The 17,959-nt window shown below is 63.7% G+C and carries 17 protein-coding genes; 4 read left to right on the top strand and 13 right to left on the bottom strand.

Annotation, left to right across the window (positions count from 1 at the left end):
• Positions 1-37: 37 nt before the first annotated feature.
• Entirely contained in the window at positions 38-916 is an 879-nt protein-coding gene (locus ACWTV3_RS05225) for a Rieske (2Fe-2S) protein (RefSeq protein WP_498477152.1), read from the top strand.
• Here ACWTV3_RS05225 and ACWTV3_RS05220 read toward each other — a convergent pair.
• The gene (locus ACWTV3_RS05220) at positions 913-1,425 is read right to left on the bottom strand and encodes a DUF805 domain-containing protein (RefSeq protein WP_498477151.1); all 513 of its coding nucleotides are present in this window, start codon (positions 1,423-1,425) and stop codon (positions 913-915) included. The two genes, ACWTV3_RS05225 and ACWTV3_RS05220, sit on opposite strands and share 4 nt — an antisense overlap.
• A 9-nt stretch (positions 1,426-1,434) precedes the next feature.
• Positions 1,435-2,238, bottom strand: coding sequence for a potassium channel family protein (locus tag ACWTV3_RS05215; protein WP_498477150.1), 804 nt, complete (start codon positions 2,236-2,238; stop codon positions 1,435-1,437).
• 103 nt (positions 2,239-2,341) lie between these two features.
• Here ACWTV3_RS05215 and ACWTV3_RS05210 point away from each other — a divergent pair, with 103 nt between their 5' ends.
• The gene (locus ACWTV3_RS05210) at positions 2,342-4,237 is read left to right on the top strand and encodes a heavy metal translocating P-type ATPase (RefSeq protein WP_498477149.1); all 1,896 of its coding nucleotides are present in this window, start codon (positions 2,342-2,344) and stop codon (positions 4,235-4,237) included.
• Here ACWTV3_RS05210 and ACWTV3_RS05205 read toward each other — a convergent pair.
• The 9 genes from ACWTV3_RS05205 to ACWTV3_RS05165 all read right to left on the bottom strand — a co-directional run bounded on the left by ACWTV3_RS05205 (position 4,234) and on the right by ACWTV3_RS05165 (position 13,467).
• A complete protein-coding gene (locus tag ACWTV3_RS05205; protein WP_498477148.1) occupies positions 4,234-5,742 on the bottom strand; it encodes an FAD-dependent oxidoreductase in 1,509 nt (502 codons plus the stop codon). The genes ACWTV3_RS05210 and ACWTV3_RS05205 overlap by 4 nt on opposite strands.
• A complete protein-coding gene (locus tag ACWTV3_RS05200; protein ID WP_498477147.1) occupies positions 5,739-6,599 on the bottom strand; it encodes an FAD:protein FMN transferase in 861 nt (286 codons plus the stop codon). The genes ACWTV3_RS05205 and ACWTV3_RS05200 overlap by 4 nt, the downstream gene beginning before the upstream one ends.
• Positions 6,583-7,023, bottom strand: a complete 441-nt coding sequence (locus ACWTV3_RS05195) for an FMN-binding protein (protein WP_498477146.1) — start codon at positions 7,021-7,023, stop codon at positions 6,583-6,585. The genes ACWTV3_RS05200 and ACWTV3_RS05195 overlap by 17 nt, the downstream gene beginning before the upstream one ends.
• Before the next feature lie 101 nt (positions 7,024-7,124).
• Entirely contained in the window at positions 7,125-7,589 is a 465-nt protein-coding gene (gene mnhG / locus ACWTV3_RS05190) for a monovalent cation/H(+) antiporter subunit G (RefSeq protein WP_498477144.1), read from the bottom strand.
• A complete protein-coding gene (locus ACWTV3_RS05185; RefSeq protein ID WP_341619284.1) occupies positions 7,586-7,852 on the bottom strand; it encodes an MrpF/PhaF family protein in 267 nt (88 codons plus the stop codon). The genes mnhG and ACWTV3_RS05185 overlap by 4 nt, the downstream gene beginning before the upstream one ends.
• Positions 7,849-8,484 (bottom strand): Na+/H+ antiporter subunit E, encoded by a 636-nt coding sequence (locus ACWTV3_RS05180; protein WP_498477143.1) that lies wholly within the window; start codon positions 8,482-8,484, stop codon positions 7,849-7,851. The genes ACWTV3_RS05185 and ACWTV3_RS05180 overlap by 4 nt, the downstream gene beginning before the upstream one ends.
• The gene (locus ACWTV3_RS05175) at positions 8,481-10,037 is read right to left on the bottom strand and encodes a Na+/H+ antiporter subunit D (RefSeq protein ID WP_498477142.1); all 1,557 of its coding nucleotides are present in this window, start codon (positions 10,035-10,037) and stop codon (positions 8,481-8,483) included. Before ACWTV3_RS05175 ends, ACWTV3_RS05180 begins: the two co-directional genes overlap by 4 nt.
• A complete protein-coding gene (locus tag ACWTV3_RS05170; protein WP_341619287.1) occupies positions 10,034-10,558 on the bottom strand; it encodes a Na(+)/H(+) antiporter subunit C in 525 nt (174 codons plus the stop codon). Before ACWTV3_RS05170 ends, ACWTV3_RS05175 begins: the two co-directional genes overlap by 4 nt.
• Complete coding sequence (locus tag ACWTV3_RS05165; RefSeq protein WP_498477141.1) at positions 10,555-13,467, bottom strand: Na+/H+ antiporter subunit A; 2,913 nt, start codon at positions 13,465-13,467, stop codon at positions 10,555-10,557. The genes ACWTV3_RS05170 and ACWTV3_RS05165 overlap by 4 nt, the downstream gene beginning before the upstream one ends.
• 272 nt (positions 13,468-13,739) lie before the next feature.
• Here ACWTV3_RS05165 and ACWTV3_RS05160 point away from each other — a divergent pair, with 272 nt between their 5' ends.
• Positions 13,740-14,513: a glucosamine-6-phosphate deaminase gene (locus tag ACWTV3_RS05160; protein ID WP_498477140.1), complete on the top strand. Its 774-nt coding sequence runs from the start codon at positions 13,740-13,742 to the stop codon at positions 14,511-14,513.
• A 15-nt stretch (positions 14,514-14,528) separates the two neighbouring features.
• Here ACWTV3_RS05160 and purU read toward each other — a convergent pair whose 3' ends face one another.
• The gene (purU, locus tag ACWTV3_RS05155; RefSeq protein ID WP_498477939.1) at positions 14,529-15,371 is read right to left on the bottom strand and encodes a formyltetrahydrofolate deformylase; all 843 of its coding nucleotides are present in this window, start codon (positions 15,369-15,371) and stop codon (positions 14,529-14,531) included.
• A gap of 52 nt (positions 15,372-15,423) precedes the next feature.
• On the opposite strand from purU, the gene ACWTV3_RS05150 reads away from it, so the two are divergent.
• On the top strand, positions 15,424-16,677 hold the full coding sequence (locus ACWTV3_RS05150; RefSeq protein WP_498477139.1) for an MFS transporter: 1,254 nt from the start codon (positions 15,424-15,426) through the stop codon (positions 16,675-16,677).
• Here ACWTV3_RS05150 and nagA read toward each other — a convergent pair.
• Positions 16,613-17,785 carry an N-acetylglucosamine-6-phosphate deacetylase gene (gene nagA, locus ACWTV3_RS05145; RefSeq protein ID WP_498477138.1) on the bottom strand — a complete coding sequence of 391 codons (1,173 nt, stop codon included), beginning with the start codon at positions 17,783-17,785 and terminating at the stop codon, positions 16,613-16,615. The genes ACWTV3_RS05150 and nagA overlap by 65 nt on opposite strands.
• Positions 17,786-17,959 lie beyond the last annotated feature (174 nt).

Here is a 17,959-nt window from a genome sequence, read left to right as displayed (position 1 = left end):
TGCCAGCACAACCGCACTTGCCAGAGACGAGGAACCGATGAAACGACTGCCAGTGTTACGAAACGTTGACCGCCTCGAAGAGGCCACCTCGCTCGACCCCGCGGTCGACAAGACGCGCGGTGTCGTCGATGCAGTACTTCGCCCTCGGTGGTTGCGAGATCTACTTCACGGCGTGCCAATGGGGCACCCCGTGCATCCGCTAGGGGTCCACGTTCCGTTGGGGGCGTGGATCTCAGCCGGGGTGCTCGACGCCGTGCCAGGCACTGAACAAGCATCGCGTGCCTTGGTCGGAGTCGGAGTGCTGGGCGCGAGCGGCACGGCAGTCGCTGGCTTTGCCGATTGGTCGCAGCTGGACGAAAAGCAGCAGCGCGTGGGCATCGTGCATGCCGCGGTCAATATCGTGGCCACGGGTCTTTTTGCGGCATCCTTTGTGCAGCGTTCGCGCGGAAAGCACACGAGCGGCAAAGTGCTGAGCTATGCCGGGCTTGCGATTTCCTCAGGCGGCGGCTACCTCGGTGGGCACCTGACTTATCGGCAGGCCGCGGGCGTCAGTCACGCGCCGGATGTCGAAGCCACCTTCCCGAGCGGCTGGCAGCAGCTGGCGCCGCTCACTGACTTGCCCGAGGGCGCTCTCGAGAAGCGTGTCGTTGCCGACACCGAAGTAGTAGTCTTCCGTCGGGGTGAGCGGGTCTCGGTGCTCTCTAACACGTGCAGCCACCTCGGGGCCGAGCTTCACGATGGCTACGTCGTCGAGGACGATTCCGCTCCGGGCGGCGCGTGTGTGGAATGCCCCTGGCATCAGAGTGCGTTCTCGCTCGATACAGGCGAGGTCATCCACGGTCCGGCGACGAGTCCGCAACCGCGCTTTGAGAGCCGCATCGTTGACGGCGCGGTGGAGATTCGGTTGCCGCGCTAGTCGAAGCGCGCACCCTCAGGGTCTGAACTGCGGAGGGCGAGTCCCAGCACGATGATCGCTCCCAGCGGGAAGAGGGCAAAGAACGCCCACCCTCCGGAAAGGTTCGAATCGTGGAGGCGCCGTACGATGACCGCGATTCCCGGGATCGCGGTCAGTAGAACCCAGCCTCCCACCATGAAAGCGAGAGCGACGAGCACGGGCGAATTCGCGGTCGTAGCGTCACTCCAACTCGCGATGCTCAGAGTGGGATAGACAAGCGAGCCAAAGGGGCCAAAGTTGAGCGCATCACTCAGCGGGCGACCCGCGATCATCAGCGGGGCGACGACTTGGAGGGTCGTGACCACGACGATGTTCACGAGCATCCACCACCAGTATTCGCTGCGACTGGCACGACCGCGCATCCGGAACGATCGATCGAAGAACCGCCGCATCGCCACCCTCATCGTTGCACGCGGCAGCGGGGCGCTCTCGGGGTCTAGCGTGAGCGCTGCCGCGGCGGTGGAGGTCATGCCCTCACCTTAGGTGAGTGGTTGTCGCTTTGGAAGAGGGTCGGATACCGAGGATGCCGAGGTCGGCGACGTGGGCGCGGGCGTTCCTGCTGATGCGGCCATCTGAGTTGCGTGCTCGAGCAGCACGTGCTTGAGCTGGTTCACCTGGTCGGTAAGTTCGGTTACCTCGCGACGCGTGGCAACGTGCGAGAGTTCATCTTGAGCCGCAACTCGTTCCACGATCCACGAGGCGAGCGTTGCCGTCACGACACCGAGCAGGGCAATGCCGGCCACCATTACTCCACCGGCAATAACGCGGCCGAGCGTGGTGGCGGGGTAGATATCTCCATAGCCGACCGTGGTGATTGTGACGAAAGCCCACCAGATGCCGTCGCCCAGGTTGGTGATTTGGCTGCCCGCGATACTGCGTTCGGTATCCAGGATCGCGAGCCCGGCCACGAAGACGAGCAGTAGCGAGGAACCGACGGCGTAGGTGAGAACGCCGCCGCGCACAGCGGTTCCGGCGCGACGCTGCAGAACGTTCAGGAGTGTGACTAAACGCAGCAAGCGTAGCGGGCGCAGCATGGGCAGCACGACAACAAAGAGATCGAAGATGTGCTTGCGAAACCAGAACCAGCGGTGCTCAGCGAGAACAAGGTTCACGGCGTAGTCGACCACAAAAACGACCCACGTCACGGCGATGATGATCTCGGCAATGAGCATCGGAACACCGTCGAGATTTGCGATCACTTCCCACGCATACGCAATCAAGAAAATCACTGCCGCAACGGTGAGGGGAATGTCCATGATCTGTTGCCAGCGCCGTTGAGTCATGCTGTCGAGCCTAGCGACCCGGCCCCGAAACGTGCCCCGAGCCACTGCTAAGGGGAGCCTGTGCTGGCTGGCCGGATGCCGCGAACGAGAGTAGAACGAAGGTATGGCTACTTCTCGCTCCATCACGCCGGGCTCGGCGGTGCGCCGCTATCCGCTCGTTGCACTCACAGTCGTGGTCGGCGTCGTGGGGCTGGCATTGAACTGGACTGCGGCATCCGCTGTCGTGCCCTGGCTGCTCTCGCTCTACGCGCTCGCGGTGGCGGCGCGCGAAGCGGTGTCGATGGTGCGCAAACTTCTGAAGCGCGAGTTCGGGCTCGATGTGCTGGCGGTCACGGCCATCGTCGCGACGGTAGTGGTGGGCGAGTACTGGGCGAGCATTGTGATCGTGCTGATGCTGACGGGCGGCGAAGCGCTCGAAGACTTCGCAGCGGGGCGGGCCAAGCGCGAGCTGAATGCGCTGCTGGGCCGTGTTCCGCAAACCGCGCATCAGGTGACGGTATCTGGTGACATCGTTGACGTGCCCGCCACCGAGGTAGCCGTGGGGGATCGTCTCGTCGTGCGCCCCTCGGAGATCGTGCCGGTGGATGCCGTGCTCCTCTCCGCCGCGACATCCGTCGACGAATCGTCGCTCACGGGCGAGAGCATGCCCGTGGAGAAGGTGACGGGAGACCTCCTGTTGAGCGGATCGGTGAATGGGCCAGAAGCTGCCACGGTGCAGGCGAGCGCCCGCGCGTCCGACAGCCAATACCAACGCATCGTGCAGCTCGTCTCCGAGGCGGCGGCGAGCAAGGCGCCCATCGTGCGGTTGGCTGATCGCTATGCGGTGCCCTTCACTTTCGTGTCGATAGGGCTCGCCGCAATCGCCTGGTGGATCTCTGGTGACCCCGTGCGCTTCGCCGAAGTGCTCGTGGTGGCGACGCCGTGTCCGCTGCTGATTGCGGCCCCGGTGGCGTTCATGGCGGGCATGTCGAGCGCCTCGACCTACGGAGTCGTCGTCAAAAACGCCGGCACTCTTGAGGTGCTCGCCCGCGCGAAAACTGTCGTGTTCGACAAGACCGGCACCCTGACGAGTGGGCGTCCCGTTGTCGTCGAGGTGCGGCCCGAAGGCGACCTCAGCGCCGACGAACTACTCGCCTTGGTCGCTGCTGCCGAGCAGTATTCGTCTCACGTGCTCGCGGCATCCCTTGTCGAGGCCGCGAAGCAACGCTCGCTCGATCTGCCCGAGGTGGCGGATGCCCGCGAAGTCGCCACCCATGGCGTGCAAGCCCGCGTTGGCACGCGGCTGGTGACGGTGGGCAAGCCCGCCTTCGTGGCGCAGCAGGCGCCCGCGCTGACCCGCATCACCCTCGCGAGCGGGGAAGCAGCCGTGTACGTGAGCGTCGATGACCAGTACGCCGGCGCGATTGTGCTGCGCGATGCAGTGCGGCCCGAAGCGGCGCGCACGCTCACGGAGTTGGGCGAGCTGGGCATCCAGAACACTCTGATGCTGACGGGCGATGTGGAAGAGACGGCGCGCAAGGTGGCGGACGAGCTCCACATCAGTGAAGTGCACGCCGAGTGTCTTCCCGAAGACAAAGTGCGGCTCGTGCACGCCACCTCGCCGCATCCGGTGGTGATGGTCGGCGATGGCGTGAACGATGCGCCGGTGCTGGGAGCCGCTGACGTCGGCATCGCGATGGGCGCGAAAGGCTCAACGGCGGCGAGCGAATCTGCGGATGTTGTGATTCTGGTCGACGACCTGCATCGGGTCGTCTCCGCAGTGCAAGTGAGTCAGCGCACCGTGCAGATCGCGTTGCAGAGCATTTGGATCGGTATCGCGATCAGCATCGGGCTCATGCTCTTTGCTATGACCGGAGCGCTGCCCGCAGTGGTGGGAGCTGCGCTGCAAGAAGTGGTTGACCTCGTGACGATTCTCAACGCTTTGCGGGCGCTGAATCTCAAGCGTCGTGTGCGCGGCTCACCACGCTCGACCGCGGAGCGCGTGCACGTGCCGAGCTAGTAGCCCGAGAAATAGTCGGTGTGGATGCGGCGAATGCCGTTTGCTCGCAGCGTCGACTTAAGGTCATTGACGAGCGCGGGCGGGCCCGAAAGGTAAGCCCGGCGGTCGGCCAGATCGGGCACGAGCGCGGAGAGCGCGTCGCCGTTCAGGCGCCCCTCGCTGCCGAGAACCCAGCCCGCGGGCAGGGCGTCGGCGGGTTGCGGCCCGAAGACGATGACGCGCACACCAGCCGCAGTCAGAACATCAGTGAAGGGCAGGGGTGCCGAGCTCGAGGTGGCGTAAATGACCACGATGTCGCGCTCTTCGTCATGACGGTGAGCATGCGCAACCTGGCTCGCGAAAGGCGTCATGCCGATGCCGCCGGCGACGAGCAAGAGCGGCTCGCTCGTCTTGCGGGGGAGTACAAAGTCACCCCAGATTCCCGTCGCGTTCACTTGAGAACCGCGCGGTAACGCCACGAGGGCAGCCTTGAAGCTGCTCGAGTTTTCGGCAACCGTGAACGTCACCGCTAGGGTCGCTCCGGCATCCGGTGCTGACGAGATCGTGAAGTAGCGGCGCACTCCGCGAAAGTCCGGGGAGGCGTGCGGCAGCGACAGCTCGATGTACTGGCCCGCCCGGAAGAGGATCGGGCGGTGCGGGGCAAAAGTGAGTTGCCATGTTCCGGGAGCGATCTCGTCGGTCTCGGTGAGCGACATCCGAATGGTGCGGCGCTGGGTGAACGCGAACGCCACGAGGTTACCGATGAGCAGAGCGAGCAATGGGTCGCTGTAGAAGTTGCCGATCGAGAACGGGATGGCGAAGAGCAGGGCGACGAGCACCGCGAGACTGAGGCGTTGCCAGCGTCGCGGCGGCAACGTGAGCGGTTCGCTCAGCATGAAGCCCGCGAAAAAAATCATCTGAGATGACAAGAAAGTGAAGCTGAGCGCCTCGGTCAGGTCGCCACCGTTAGCCAGCGTGAGCGCAATGCGGATGCCAGCCGCGACCACCACGAACGTGAGCCCGAGATCAAGGCGCTGAGTGCGGTACAGAATGAGGAATGCAGCGATCAGAACGACCGGCTGCAGCCAGGGTGTTCCGACCCACCACGTCGGAAAACCGAGCGGTACGAAAATGAAAACGTACGCGCCGAGTGCCGCCGGGTTGAAGATATGGCGCCCACGGAATGCGAGGAGAAACTTGGATGCCGCGGCAATCGTTGAGGCCAGTGCAATGGCGAGCAGCCCAGTCAGTTGCAGGCTTGGCGCCATGATGAAGAACACGAGCAGCCCCGTGATGAGCGATGATTCGAGGTGCGCTCGCTGACCCACGATGCGGGCTCCGAGCCAACTAGCGCCATAGCTGAACGCGACTGCGACCGGCAAGCTCGCGAGCAGCGCGAAGGGGTCAGGCGAAACGAGGCCGACGAACGCGAGCGCGATCGACACGACAGCGAGTACGGCGAGACTGCCGAGCACGAGCTTGTACATGGCGACGGCGCCGAGGGTTCGATCGAGCCAACGTTTCATAGAAATACTTCTCCGGTGAGGTGGGCCGAGTGTTCGACTCGGCCGGTCGAATGCATCCGCACCCACTGAAAGTCGAACTCGGCTTCGAGTTTCGCAGGCTCGGCAAAGAACAGCGCAGTGGCGAGGCCGTCGGCCTCGAGGGCAGTGCGGGCGATGGCCCAGGTCGCGATGATGCGGTCGGTGGGCAGTCCGGTGCGGGCGTCCAGAATGTGATGCAGTCCGGCCCAGGCTCGGCGGTTGGGGGCCGAGGCGCAGATCGCTTCGTTGCTCACCGTCACGACACCGATCGCTTTGCTGGTGTCGAGCGGATGCTCCAGCGCGACCCGCAATTCGCCAGCGCCGCGATGCAAAATGTCCCCGCTCGCATCTACCGTGCTGGTGGTGACTCCGTGCTCGGCGAGCACCTCGGCCACGAGATCGACGAGGTAGCCCTTGCCTGCGGCGCCCACGTCGAGCACCGCCGGGGTGAGCGTGGTGAGCGCACTGCCGTTCCAACTAATGGCTTCGCTCCATGCGGGAACGCGCGTGCGGGTGGAGGCAGGCTGCAGCGAGTACGTGCGGTCGTATCCGAGCTCTTCCAGAGCATGGCCCACGAGAGGACTGAGGGCACCGTTCGTTACGTCGTAGAGACGACGATAAAGCTCAAACAGTGGGGGAGCATCCGCCGGAAAAGGGTAGGTGCCGGGCGTGCGTGCAATTGCGGTGACGAGGGAGTCGTCGCGAAACCGTGAGTACGTACGGTCGAACAGCTCGATTCGGTGCGCTACGGCAGCCTCTATGTCAGAGCCGAGAGGCTCCGCAGTGTCGATCTGCCAGGGCGCACCGATGGCATCAAACTGTTTACTCGGCGAGGGCATCAGCCTTAATCGCGTCGACGGCCTTGTTGAAGCCACCGCTCGTGAGCGAGGAACCAGCTACCTTGTCGACGGAAAGCTCGTCGATGTTCTTGCCCACGACCTCGTCAGCAATTCCGTCGATGAACTCGCCTTGGAATTGGATCGAGTTGGGGTTCTCGCCGTAGCCGACGACCGTGACGTCGGTGATGGTGTTGCTCTCGAGGGTGAGCGTGACATCCACCTTCTCGGCGCCGTTGGGCGAGGTGTAATCGCCTGACTCTGTGTAGGTGCCGTCGGCGTAGTCGGCGCCGGTGCCGGCGTCGGAGGCATTAACATCGGCAGATCCGCTGTCGGCGCTCGGCGACGAGCAGGCAGAAAGTGCACCCACGAGGGTGACACCGGCAAAGAGGGCTACGGCAGTCTTGTTGTCGGTGAGGTTACGCATGGGGCTCCCAGAGGTTGGCGAGTGTTCAGTATGCCCGAGCAACCCTGACGAGAAGCTGGATTCTCAGGGATTCCAGCGCGCTCGGTGACGATTGCCAGACGCTAGTTGTCGCGCGAGCTGGTGTCGTCGGTGTCGAGAGGATCGCGAGTCGTCGGAACGTTCGTGGGCTGCGCGACGTCATCTGCGTCAGCCCCTTCTGTCTCAGCGTCGTCGAATTCGGGCGCTGCATCAATGGCCTGCTCGAGTTCGTCGACGAGCAGCGAATTGGGCGCGATGGTTCCGCCTCGGTAGCCGGCGCGGGCGATCATGTGAGCCGAAACGGGCGCGGTGATCATCTGGAAGATCAGGAGAAAGATCAACAGCAGAATCGTCGAGAGCTGACGGTTCTGCAGGGCGATGGCTAAGAGCACGAACGTGAGGCCCAGAATCTGGGGCTTGGTGGTGGCGTGCAGTCGCGCGATCGCATCGGGAAAGCGTAAGAGCCCCACCCCGGCCGCGACCGAGAGAAAGCTACCGAGCAGGAGAAAAATGCCCGTGAGAACGTCGAGGATCGAGTCGAGTGTCATGAGTTAGTCCTCCGCGACACGTAGCGGGCGACCACGACAGAACCGAGAAACGCGGTGGTGGCAAGCACGAGCATCGCTGGCAGGCTGCGGGTGTGACCGTTGTAGACCATCTCCGCGCCGAGCGCACAAATGATTGTCGTGAGCAGCATGTCGGAGGCGATCATGCGGTCAAGAATCGAGGGGCCGCGGATGATGCGGTAGAGCGCCAGAAGGGCTGCGACGAGCAGCATCAGCCCGACGGCGATGAAGACCCATTCGTTCATCGGGCGGCCTCCGTCTCGTGAATGCGGGCAAGGTCGTCTTTCGACCCGATGGCGCGAACGATGCGCGTTTCCACAACGAGCACCTTGGCGCGCATCGCTTCAACATCGGCGGCGGTAGTCGTATCGAAAGTGTGGAAATACAGGATGGCACGCTCGCGGTCGACTTCAACGACGATCGACCCGGGAACCAGCGACATCGCAATCGCGTCGAGCGTCATGACGAAGTCCGAGCGAGTGCGCAGCTGAACAGCGATAACGGATGATGTCGGAATCGGTCGTGGGTTGAGCGCTTGGAAGGCGACCATGAACGAGGCCACCGTGACATCCAGAATGAAGTGGGCCAGAAAGACGAGCGAGTACCAGATGTTCAGTCGCTCCGAGATGTCGGCCGGGGGCAGGTAGAGCACGCGAGTGACCAGAATCGCGACAATGAAACCGGTCAGGATGTTCAGCCACGAGAACTGCCCCCAGAGAACGGCCCACAGCACCACGAGACCGAGCAGCAGCGGCAGTTGCTGCCAGACCCGGCCGCGCACTTCGGAGCGCGATGCTCGGTGTTCAGCCACTGGTTGGTTCACGGGCGACGCGGTGGACGCTGCCGCGGTAGTGGGCTGGCTGTCGTGGGCGCTCATTCGAGACCTCCCGGGAAGACAGTGTTCACGTAGTAGGCCGGGCCGTCAATGTTCTCGCCGGCATTCGCGCTCAGGTCGAAGAGCGGAGTCGCGAACACGGTGAGCGCAACGCTCACGGCAACCATCGCTACCGTCGCGCCGACCATGATGCGCGGCGTCGTGCGTACGGACTCGACAGTGGCGGAGCTGCTGTTTTCGGGGGACATCGCGAGCGGGTTTTCGTAGTCGGCGACCTCTTCGGCGTCGCGCCAGAAGATCATGCTCCAGGCGCGAGCGAGGGCATACAACGTGAGTAGCGACACGGCTGCACCACAGCCGATGAGCACCCACGCGAGCGTGGAGCCGTTGTTGGCGCCTGCCTCGAACAGGGCGAGCTTGCCGAGGAATCCGGAGAACGGAGGGATGCCGCCGAGGTTCAGCAGAGGGATGAAGAACAGCACCGCTATGAGCGGACTGGCCTTGAGCATCCCGCCCAGTTTGTTGATGCCGGTCGTGCCACCCTGACGTTCCACCAGCCCGGTGGCCAAGAACAGGGTCGTCTGCACGGTGATGTGGTGCACGATGTAGTACGTTGCTGCCGCGAGCCCGGCCGCGGTATCGATGCCGATGCCGAACAGCATGTAGCCGATGTGACTAATGAGCGTGAACGACAGCAGTCGCTTGATATCGGACTGCGCTACCGCTCCCAGGATTCCGACCACCATGGTGAGCGCGGCCACAATCAGCAGCACAGTGTTGAGTTCGCCATCCGGGAAGATGATCATTTCGGTGCGGATGATCGCGTAGACGCCGACCTTGGTGAGCAACCCGGCGAAGACGGCCGTGACGGGTGCTGGCGCCATCGGGTAGGAGTCAGGCAGCCAGAAGGAGAGCGGGAACACGGCAGCCTTGATGCCGAACCCGATGAGCAACATGACGTGCAGCGTGAGTTGAACGTCGGCGGGAAGCTCGGCGAGGCGCACGGTGAGTTGGGCAATATTGACGGTGCCAGTGGCTCCGTAGATCATCGCGATCGCCGCGAGGAAAATAGCGGATGACACCAAACTGACGACGATGTACACCGTGCCAGCGCGGATGCGGGGTTCGGTGCCGCCAAGCGTGATCAGCACGTAGCTGGCCACGAGAAGAATCTCGAAGCTGACATAGAGGTTGAACAGGTCGCCCGCGACGAACGCGTTGAACACGCCGGTCGCCAAGATCAGGTAGGTCGGGTAGTAGATCGAGACGGGGGTTTCTCGGTCTCCGTCAGCAAGTCCCTGACCCACGGAGAATACGAGGACGGCCAAGAGGACGGCCGCAGAGACCACGATCATCAGCGCTGAGAGTCGATCGACCACGAGCACGATGCCGTAGGGCGCGGGCCAGCCGCCGACCTCTACCGCAATCGCGCCGTTGGTGTCGACGGCGACGAGCAGCGCGGCTCCGATCGCGAGAACGGCGGTGAGCACGCTGACGGTGATCAGCGTCTGCACTCGGGGGTGCTTTGCTTGGGTGAGAGCTGCTGCCGCACCGAGCAAGGGCAGGAGTACTACGAGAGTGGTGAGGGCGCTCATGCGTCTCTCTCCTTCTTGTCGATTTCCTGTTGTCGGCGTTCGGCAGCGAGGCTCTCTTGCTCTTCGCGTTCTTCTTGTTCTTCGAGGTCGACAGCGGTGGAGATGGCCGCGGCCGCGCGAGTACCGAATTCGGTGTCATCCCCGTCAACCGGTCGGTCGGTCGTGACCGAGGTGCGGCGGCGGCCCATCGCGAGGTCTTCCGTGTCGTCGTAGACCACGTCGGCATTGGCCAAGCGCCACGAGCGGTAGATCAGCGCAAGCAAGAACGCGGAGACGCCGAACGTGATCACGATGGCGGTCAGGATGAACGCCTGCGGTAACGGGTCGGCGGTAGCGGCATCCTCACCATAGAACGCAGCGGGGCCGGAGGGGCCCGACACGATGAGGATGAGCAGGTTGGTCGCATTGCCCACGAGCAAGAAGCCCAAAAGCACGCGGGTCATGCTGCGCTCAAGAAGAAGGTAGACGCCTACCGAGTAGAGCACGACCATGATGATCACGAGGGTGAGAGAGGCGTTCATATGGTGCTTCCGCTCTCGAGAGATTCAGAGGACTCTTCGCGCTGACGATCAATCTCGGCGCCCAGACTTCGAAGGACATCCAGCACCATTCCGATGACGACGAGGTACACCCCGATGTCGAAAATGGTGGAGGTGGAGAACTCAACGTGGCCGAGCAGGGGGATGGTCGTTTCGAAGAACGTGGAGGTCAGAGCATCCGCCCCCAGCAGCAGCGGCACGGTGGCGGTGCCCGCCGCGAGAACGAGACCGACACCTAGGATGCGCCCGGCGTCGAAGGGGGCGGCGGCGCCCAGTTCGTAGCGTCCGCCAGCAAGGTAGCGACCGGCTAGAGCGAGACCAGCAACGAGCCCCGCGGCAAAACCGCCGCCGGGGAGGTTGTGGCCGGCGAACAAGAGGTAGAGCGAAAGCACGATGAGGGGGTGGAAGAGCAAGCGAATGACAACCTCAAGCAGGATCGACCGGTTTTCGGGTGCAAGCTTGCGACCCGCGAGCAGCCACGCGTTGCGAGTGGAGGGGTCTTGGACGCCCGGTAGGTATTCGGACGACACGATTTCGCGAGACGGTTTGAGGCGGGCGCGGATCGTTCCGCGGGCACGAGCCTCTGAGACACGCGGCAGGTTGTCGGTGCGGCTGCGCAAGAACACGAGGCTCGCAACACCGGTCGCGGCGGCGACAATCACCGAGAGCTCGCCAAGGGTGTCCCAGCCGCGAATGTCGACCAGTACAACGTTCACGACGTTGCGACCGTGACCAATCTCGTACGCGAGGTCGGGCAGCGACGCCGAGATGGGGTCGGCGCTTCGGGCACCGAGCGCGACGATGGCGACGATTCCCATGAGCAGCCCCACCGAGAGGCCAACGGCAGCGCGCAGCACGCGGCGTGAACTGCCGTGGGCTTTACCGAGGCGAGCGGGCAGGCGACGAAGCACTAACACGAAGGCGATGAGAGTGACGGTCTCGACCAAAACTTGAGTGAGGGCGATATCGGGCGCACCGTGGAACGCGAAGAGTGCCCCCATTCCGTAGCCGACGACGCCGACGAGAACCGCCGCTTGGAAGCGCTTCTGGGCGGCCACAAGCGCTAGCGCGGCGACGATCATGACGGCACCGATCGCGAGCTGACCGGCGCTGTCGAAGAGTCGGATGGAGTCGGGCCAGCTGCGATTGAGCGCGAGCGTGCTGCCTACCGAACCCACCATCACGAGCAGGATCACGGTGAGGTAGAAGGGCAGCGAACCACGCTGCGTGGTCGCCGTCACGCGCAACGCGACGCGGTCGAGCGTGCGCAGCGTGGAGCGATACAACTTGTTCGAATCGACGATCGCCGGCACGAGCGACTGCAGTGCGAAGACCTTCGTGCGGGCCCAGAACAGCCCCAGGCCGACGAGCAATGTGGCGGCAGAGATGAAGAACGCGGCATCGAACCCATGCCAGAGCTTGAGCGAGTAGTCGTAGCCCTCGGAGGCGAATTGCGTTGAATAGCCTTCGAGCACGGTTCCAACGGTGCCAAAGAACGGTGCGAGAACCAGGCTGCTGGCGGCAAGAATGGCGGGTGACGACAGGAACCACACGTTCTCATGCAGCGGACGCACGGTCTCGACACCGGCTTTGCTGGCGAATGCGCCCCAGACAAAGCGGGCGCTGTAGGCGACGGTGAGGGTAGAGCCGACGGCAACACCGATGATGGCGATCCAGCCCAGTGCTGATCCCGCGCTTGCGCTCTCGACGAACCCGGCCAGCACCGACTCTTTCGCGACGAAGCCAGCGGTGAACGGGATGCCTGCCATGGATGCCGTGGCAATAACCGCAATAGTCGTGAGGAAGGGAGCTTCCCGGCCCAGCCCACTGAGCTTGGTGAGGTCGCGGGTTCCGACGCGGTGGTCGATGAGGCCAACGACCAAGAACAAGGCCGCCTTGAAGAGGGCGTGGGCAAGGAGCAACGCGACTCCGGCAAGGGCCGCGGTGCGCGTGCCAAAACTCACGACCGTGAGCAAGAACCCGAGCTGGCTGACGGTGCCATAGGCAAGCAGAAGTTTGAGGTCGACCTGCGTGAGTGCGCGCCATCCGCCCACCAGCATCGTGAACACACCCAAGCCGAGCAGCAACGGCTGCCAGCCCGGAGTCTGGGCGAAGCCGGGCGCGAGTCTAGCGATGAGGTAGATGCCGGCCTGCACCATCGCGGCCGCGTGCAGATAGGCGCTCACTGGAGTGGGCGCGGCCATCGCCGAAGGGAGCCAGAACTGGAACGGAACGATGGCCGACTTACTGAGCGCGCCGACGAGAATCAGCATGATCGCGATCGTGACGGCGGTGCCCTCGGGGGCGAGGTCGATGAGCCGCGCCAAGCTAGCAGTGCCGGTGCGCTCGGCGAGCATCACAAGACCGACCAGCATCGCGAGGCCACCGGCGGTTGTGACGATCAGGGCCTGCATCGCAGCAATGCGACTCGCGAGTCGGCCAGTGTTGTGGCCGATGAGCAGGAAGGAGAACACCGTCGTGGCTTCCCACAGGATGAAGAGCAGGTAGACGTTGTCGGCGATCACGAGGCCGTACATCGTGCCGGTGAAGGCGAGGAAGACCGCAGCGAAGCGACCAAGGCCTTCTTCGGTATCAGCGAAGTACTTGATGCAATAGAGCATCACGAGTGTACCGACGCCGGTAACAACGAGAGCAAGCAGCCACGAGAGGGTGTCTACGCGAAAGCTGAGATCGAGGTTCAACTGCGAGATCCAGGGGATGCTCTCGGTGGGCGGGGCATCCGCGAGAACAGCGGGAGTCTGCAGCAGGGTGTAAATAAATGCCGCAGCGGGAATGATGGCCGTGACAAAGAAGACACGAGTGTGCAGGCGACGCGTGAGCGCAGGGATCGCCAAGGACACGAGCGCAAACGCTGCGAGCAGCGCTATCACGGGGCTCTCCGCTTCGAGCTGGGGCTAGAACCTTGCGGATTCAGTGCAGTTCTCCCTTAGGGGTGCTCGATCTGGTGGTCGAGTGCTGCAGCGCAGCCAAGGCGAATGGCGTTGCCACAGAATGGCGAGATGGTCGGTGTCTTCGTCACACACATTCTACCGGACGGATATCTGGACAGGTCGTGAAGATTCGGACCCGAACATGAGCGGCTTAAAAAGACCACTTCAGCAATCCTCGCTCGGTCGCACCGCGTAGCTCTACAGTCGATGACATGGCAGAAGTAGTGATTGTGGAGTCGGCAGAGGCGGCGGGCGAAGTCGCCGCCGACCTCATCGAAGCGCTCGTGCGTCAGACTCCGGATGCCGTACTCGGCCTAGCAACCGGGTCGACGCCCTTAACAACGTGGGCTGCGCTCGCGGCTCGCGCCCTCGACCTCTCTGCGGTGCGGGGGTTTGCCCTCGACGAGTATGTCGGATTGCCTGCCGGGCACCCCGAAAGCTACCGCTCGGTCATCACGCGCGAAGTCGTTGAACCGCTCGGGTTGACGCCTGAACTCGTGCAGGTGCCGGCGGAGAGCGGGCCCATCGAAACGGCAGGGGATGACTATGAGCGCGCAATCGTCGCGGCCGGTGGTGTTGACCTGCAGATTCTCGGAATAGGTTCGACCGGCCACATCGGTTTCAACGAACCCGGATCCTCGTTCGCATCACTCACGCGCGTAAAAACGTTGACCCAGCAGACCCGACTCGACAACGCACGTTTCTTCGATTCACCCGACGATGTGCCCAAGCACTGCATCACGCAGGGGCTCGGCACCATCCAGCGTGCGGGGCATTTGGTGCTGCTCGCGTTCGGCGAAGCCAAGGCAGCGGCGCTCGCGGGCGCAGTGGAGGGGCCGGTGACGGCGAGCCTGCCGGGATCGGCGATTCAGTTGCACTCCACCGTCACTGTGATTGTGGACGAGGCTGCGGCATCCGAGCTGAAGTTTGCGGACTACTACCGGTATTCCTGGGAGAACCGCCTCGACTGGGAACGGCTGCGCTGAACCGGCGGAGACCGATTAGCGGAAGATGATGGTGCGTGCGCCGTCAAGCAGCACGCGGTCTTCGGCGAACCACTTCACGGCCTGCGTGAGGGTGCGGCTTTCTTCGTCTTGACCGATCGATCTGAGTTCGCTTGAGGTGCTCGCGTGATCCACGCGCACGACGTTCTGTTCGATGATCGGGCCCTCGTCGAGGTCGCTCGTCACGAAGTGGGCGGTGGCGCCGATGAGTTTGACGCCGCGCGCGTGGGCCTGCTTGTAGGGGTTCGCGCCCTTGAAGCCGGGCAAGAAGGAGTGGTGGATGTTGATGATCTTGCCGCTCAAGTGTGCGCACAGTTCGGGGGAGAGGATCTGCATGTAGCGGGCGAGCACGACGAGTTCGATGTCGTGCTCTTCGACGACCTCGAGGATGCGATCTTCGAAGGCCAGCTTCTGGCCCGGCGTCGTGACGGCGTGCGACTCGAAGGGCACCTCATAGAACTCAGCGAGCGAGCCCAGATCGGGGTGGTTGCTCATAATCAGCGGCATATCGATCGGCAGCTGGCCAGCGCGCTGGCGGTAGAGAAGGTCGTTGACGCAGTGTCCGGCCTTGGATGCGAGTACGAGCGTGCGCAGGGGCCGCCCGACAACGTCGAGTTGCCACTCCATCGCGTACCGCTCGGTCACGGGGGTTAGGGCTTGCTCGAAGACCTCGCGCGGAGCATCCGACTCCACTTGAAGGCGCATGAAGAAGCGCCCCGTGTCGTCGCTGGAGAATTGCTGCGACTCGGTGATGTTGCCGCCGGCCTCAACGATGGCGCCACTGATGGCGTGAACGATGCCGGGCTTGTCATCACAAGTGAGGGTTACGATCCAGTGCATTGAGGTGGTCACTGATTTAGCGTACCGGTGCTGACGGTAGAGTTAGTCAAACATGAGCACGTCACGCACTTCTTCGCCCGCCTCATCTCAGGCTTTTCCGTGGGCGGGCCTCTTCACTCTTTCCGCACTGATCTTCACTTCGGTCACGAGCGAATGGCTGCCCACCGGGTTGCTGCCGGAGATCGCCGTTGAACTCTCGGTCTCGGAGTCGCAGGTGGGGTTGCTCATCACGATCTTCGCCGCGACTGTCGTTATTTCTACGGCTCCGCTCGCCGCGCTCACGCGTAACCAGCCTCGCAAGAAGCTCGTCATCATCGTGCTTGTCGTCTTTGTGATCGGCAACCTGCTTGCTGCCGTGGCCCCCAACTATGCGGTGCTCGTGATCGCGCGAATCATTGGTGGGTTGTCGCACGGTCTGTTCTGGGCCGTGGTCGGTGCGTACTCGGCTCACCTCGTTCCCCCTCACCAGGTTGGTCGCGCCGTTGCCGTCACGAGTGCGGGCGCAACTGCCGCCTTCGTGCTCGGAGTGCCCGTGGGCACCGCTCTCGGTCACGCCCTGGGGTGGCGACTGGCCTTTGTCGTGATCGCGATCATCATCGCGGCCCTCACGATCATGGTCGTGCGGATTCTGCCGCCTGTCGATCACCAGCAGCCCCTCGCCACGGGCGAAATCTCGATCCCGTTGCGCAAAGACCGGTCCGTTCCCGGCGTCATTTACGTGTGCATTTTGGTTGCTCTCGTGATGCTCGGCCACAACCTCTTCTACACCTACATCGTTCCGTACCTGATCGGCCCGGCCGGGATCGACACCGGTGCCGTCGCTGGGGTTCTCTTGCTTTTCGGCGCCGCCGGCGCCCTCGGGCTCGCGCTTGCCGGACTCCTGGTCGACCGCTTTCCGCGCAGCATCATCCCCGTGACGGTCGCGCTCGTCGCGATCTGTGCCGTGCTGCTCGGACTGTTCCCTGCTGAGCCCGCCATCATGTTCACGGTCATCATTGTCTGGGGAACCGCTTTCGGCGGGGTTCCCGCCATGATGCAAACGCGACTCTTGCAGCTGGCTTCCCCGCGGATGCGTGACGTCGGCTCGGCCTACCTCACGACCTCGTTCAACATCGGTATCGGCGGCGGCGCGCTCGTGGGTGGCATCCTGCTCGACAACTACGGAGTCATCTCTCTGCCGTACGTTGACGCCGCCATTCTGGGTGTTGCCGTGGTCTTCGCGATTATCGGCGGCGAACTGCTCAGGCGTCGAGCTGCTCGAACTGCGGCAATTCGCGACCAGCAGCCCACACCGCCCGCACCCTAAAGTCGGCGTCGAGCAACACGGCATCAGCGGCGAATCCGGGAGCAAGCGAGCCTAGGTCGCTCTCGCGCCCCATGGCCCGGGCCGGAACAACGGTTGCCGCGGCAACAGCCTGCGGCACGCTCAAGCCCACTTCAGTGATGGCGCGGCGCACTGCGGCATCCATCGTCAGGGTCGATCCGGCGATCGAGCCGTTCTCGCTCAAGCGGGCGACGCCATCAGTCACTGTGACGTCGAGTGAACCCAACTCGTAGTGGCCGTCTCCAGCGCAGGTTGCCGCCATGGCGTCTGTCACGAGCGCGATGCGGTCGGGCGCCGAGGCGAACAGCATTTTGACGACATCCGGATGCACGTGAACGCCGTCGTTGATGACTTCGAGCGTGACGCCGGGGGAGTGGAACGCGGCTGCTACCGGGCCAGGGGCGCGGTGGTGGATCTCGCGCATCGCGTTGAAAGCATGCGTCAGAATGCTCGCGCCGGCGTCGAACGCCGCCCGGGTCTCGGCGTAGGTGGCGGCGGTGTGCCCTACTGCCACGCGAGCTCCAGCGGTCACAAAGGTCGCGATTGCCTCGGTGCCACCGGGTAGCTCCGGCGCAAGCGTGATGTGGCGCAGCGTGCCGTCGGCGGCCGCGAGAAGATGGTCGATTTCGGCAGCGGACGGCGATCGCAGAATGGCGGGGTCGTGAGCGCCGCGAAACTCCTGATCGATGAAGGGTCCCTCAAGGTGGCTGCCCAGGATCAGAGGATCGTGCTGCGCCAGTTCTGCCACCGTTGCAAGGTTTGTCAGAAGCTTCTCGGGTGAGGCGCTGATCAGAGAGATGACGGATCGCGTCGTGCCATGGCGGCGGTGCGCATCGAGCGCCTGAGCGATCGCAGCGGGGCCATCGTCGAAGGCCGCTCCTGCCGCTCCATGCGAGTGGATATCGATGAAACCCGGAGCGAGATAGTCGCCACCAGCGTCGACAACGTCAGTCGCGGCATCCGCTCGCGAACGCCACGAGTCGCCCGTGCCGGTGGCTGCCACCGTTGCTCCGTCGAAGCCAACCCACGCATCCTGCTGTGAAACACCGTCGCTCACGAGGTTCGCGGAGTGAATCAGGCGGGTAAACATGGGGTCCGTTCGAGGGGATGGGAGCGCTCTACCGCGCACGTCTCGCGCCGCTGGTGTAGTCCAAAGTCTGACAGAAACAGGGGGATTTTCAAGGGTGCTTTAGACCACTTAGGGTGCAGACCTTCTTCCGCCCCGGCGGAAAGTTGTAGGGCATCCACTGCGCGACTCCAGCCT

Source organism: Salinibacterium sp. AL4.1, assembly GCF_059767305.1.
This window is presented reverse-complemented; position numbering and strand designations above follow the sequence as displayed.

Excerpts from the sequence above, each read along its gene's own strand:
- ACWTV3_RS05225 (WP_498477152.1), top strand. The coding sequence starts at position 38 with ATGAAACGACTGCCAGTGTTACGAAACGTTGACCGCCTCGAAGAGGCC.
- ACWTV3_RS05220 (WP_498477151.1), bottom strand. The coding sequence starts at position 1,425 with ATGACCTCCACCGCCGCGGCAGCGCTCACGCTAGACCCCGAGAGCGCC.
- ACWTV3_RS05215 (WP_498477150.1), bottom strand. The coding sequence starts at position 2,238 with ATGACTCAACGGCGCTGGCAACAGATCATGGACATTCCCCTCACCGTT.
- ACWTV3_RS05210 (WP_498477149.1), top strand. The coding sequence starts at position 2,342 with ATGGCTACTTCTCGCTCCATCACGCCGGGCTCGGCGGTGCGCCGCTAT.
- ACWTV3_RS05205 (WP_498477148.1), bottom strand. The coding sequence starts at position 5,742 with ATGAAACGTTGGCTCGATCGAACCCTCGGCGCCGTCGCCATGTACAAG.
- ACWTV3_RS05200 (WP_498477147.1), bottom strand. The coding sequence starts at position 6,599 with ATGCCCTCGCCGAGTAAACAGTTTGATGCCATCGGTGCGCCCTGGCAG.
- ACWTV3_RS05195 (WP_498477146.1), bottom strand. The coding sequence starts at position 7,023 with ATGCGTAACCTCACCGACAACAAGACTGCCGTAGCCCTCTTTGCCGGT.
- mnhG (WP_498477144.1), bottom strand. The coding sequence starts at position 7,589 with ATGACACTCGACTCGATCCTCGACGTTCTCACGGGCATTTTTCTCCTG.
- ACWTV3_RS05185 (WP_341619284.1), bottom strand. The coding sequence starts at position 7,852 with ATGAACGAATGGGTCTTCATCGCCGTCGGGCTGATGCTGCTCGTCGCA.
- ACWTV3_RS05180 (WP_498477143.1), bottom strand. The coding sequence starts at position 8,484 with ATGAGCGCCCACGACAGCCAGCCCACTACCGCGGCAGCGTCCACCGCG.
- ACWTV3_RS05175 (WP_498477142.1), bottom strand. The coding sequence starts at position 10,037 with ATGAGCGCCCTCACCACTCTCGTAGTACTCCTGCCCTTGCTCGGTGCG.
- ACWTV3_RS05170 (WP_341619287.1), bottom strand. The coding sequence starts at position 10,558 with ATGAACGCCTCTCTCACCCTCGTGATCATCATGGTCGTGCTCTACTCG.
- ACWTV3_RS05160 (WP_498477140.1), top strand. The coding sequence starts at position 13,740 with ATGGCAGAAGTAGTGATTGTGGAGTCGGCAGAGGCGGCGGGCGAAGTC.
- purU (WP_498477939.1), bottom strand. The coding sequence starts at position 15,371 with ATGCACTGGATCGTAACCCTCACTTGTGATGACAAGCCCGGCATCGTT.
- ACWTV3_RS05150 (WP_498477139.1), top strand. The coding sequence starts at position 15,424 with ATGAGCACGTCACGCACTTCTTCGCCCGCCTCATCTCAGGCTTTTCCG.
- nagA (WP_498477138.1), bottom strand. The coding sequence starts at position 17,785 with ATGTTTACCCGCCTGATTCACTCCGCGAACCTCGTGAGCGACGGTGTT.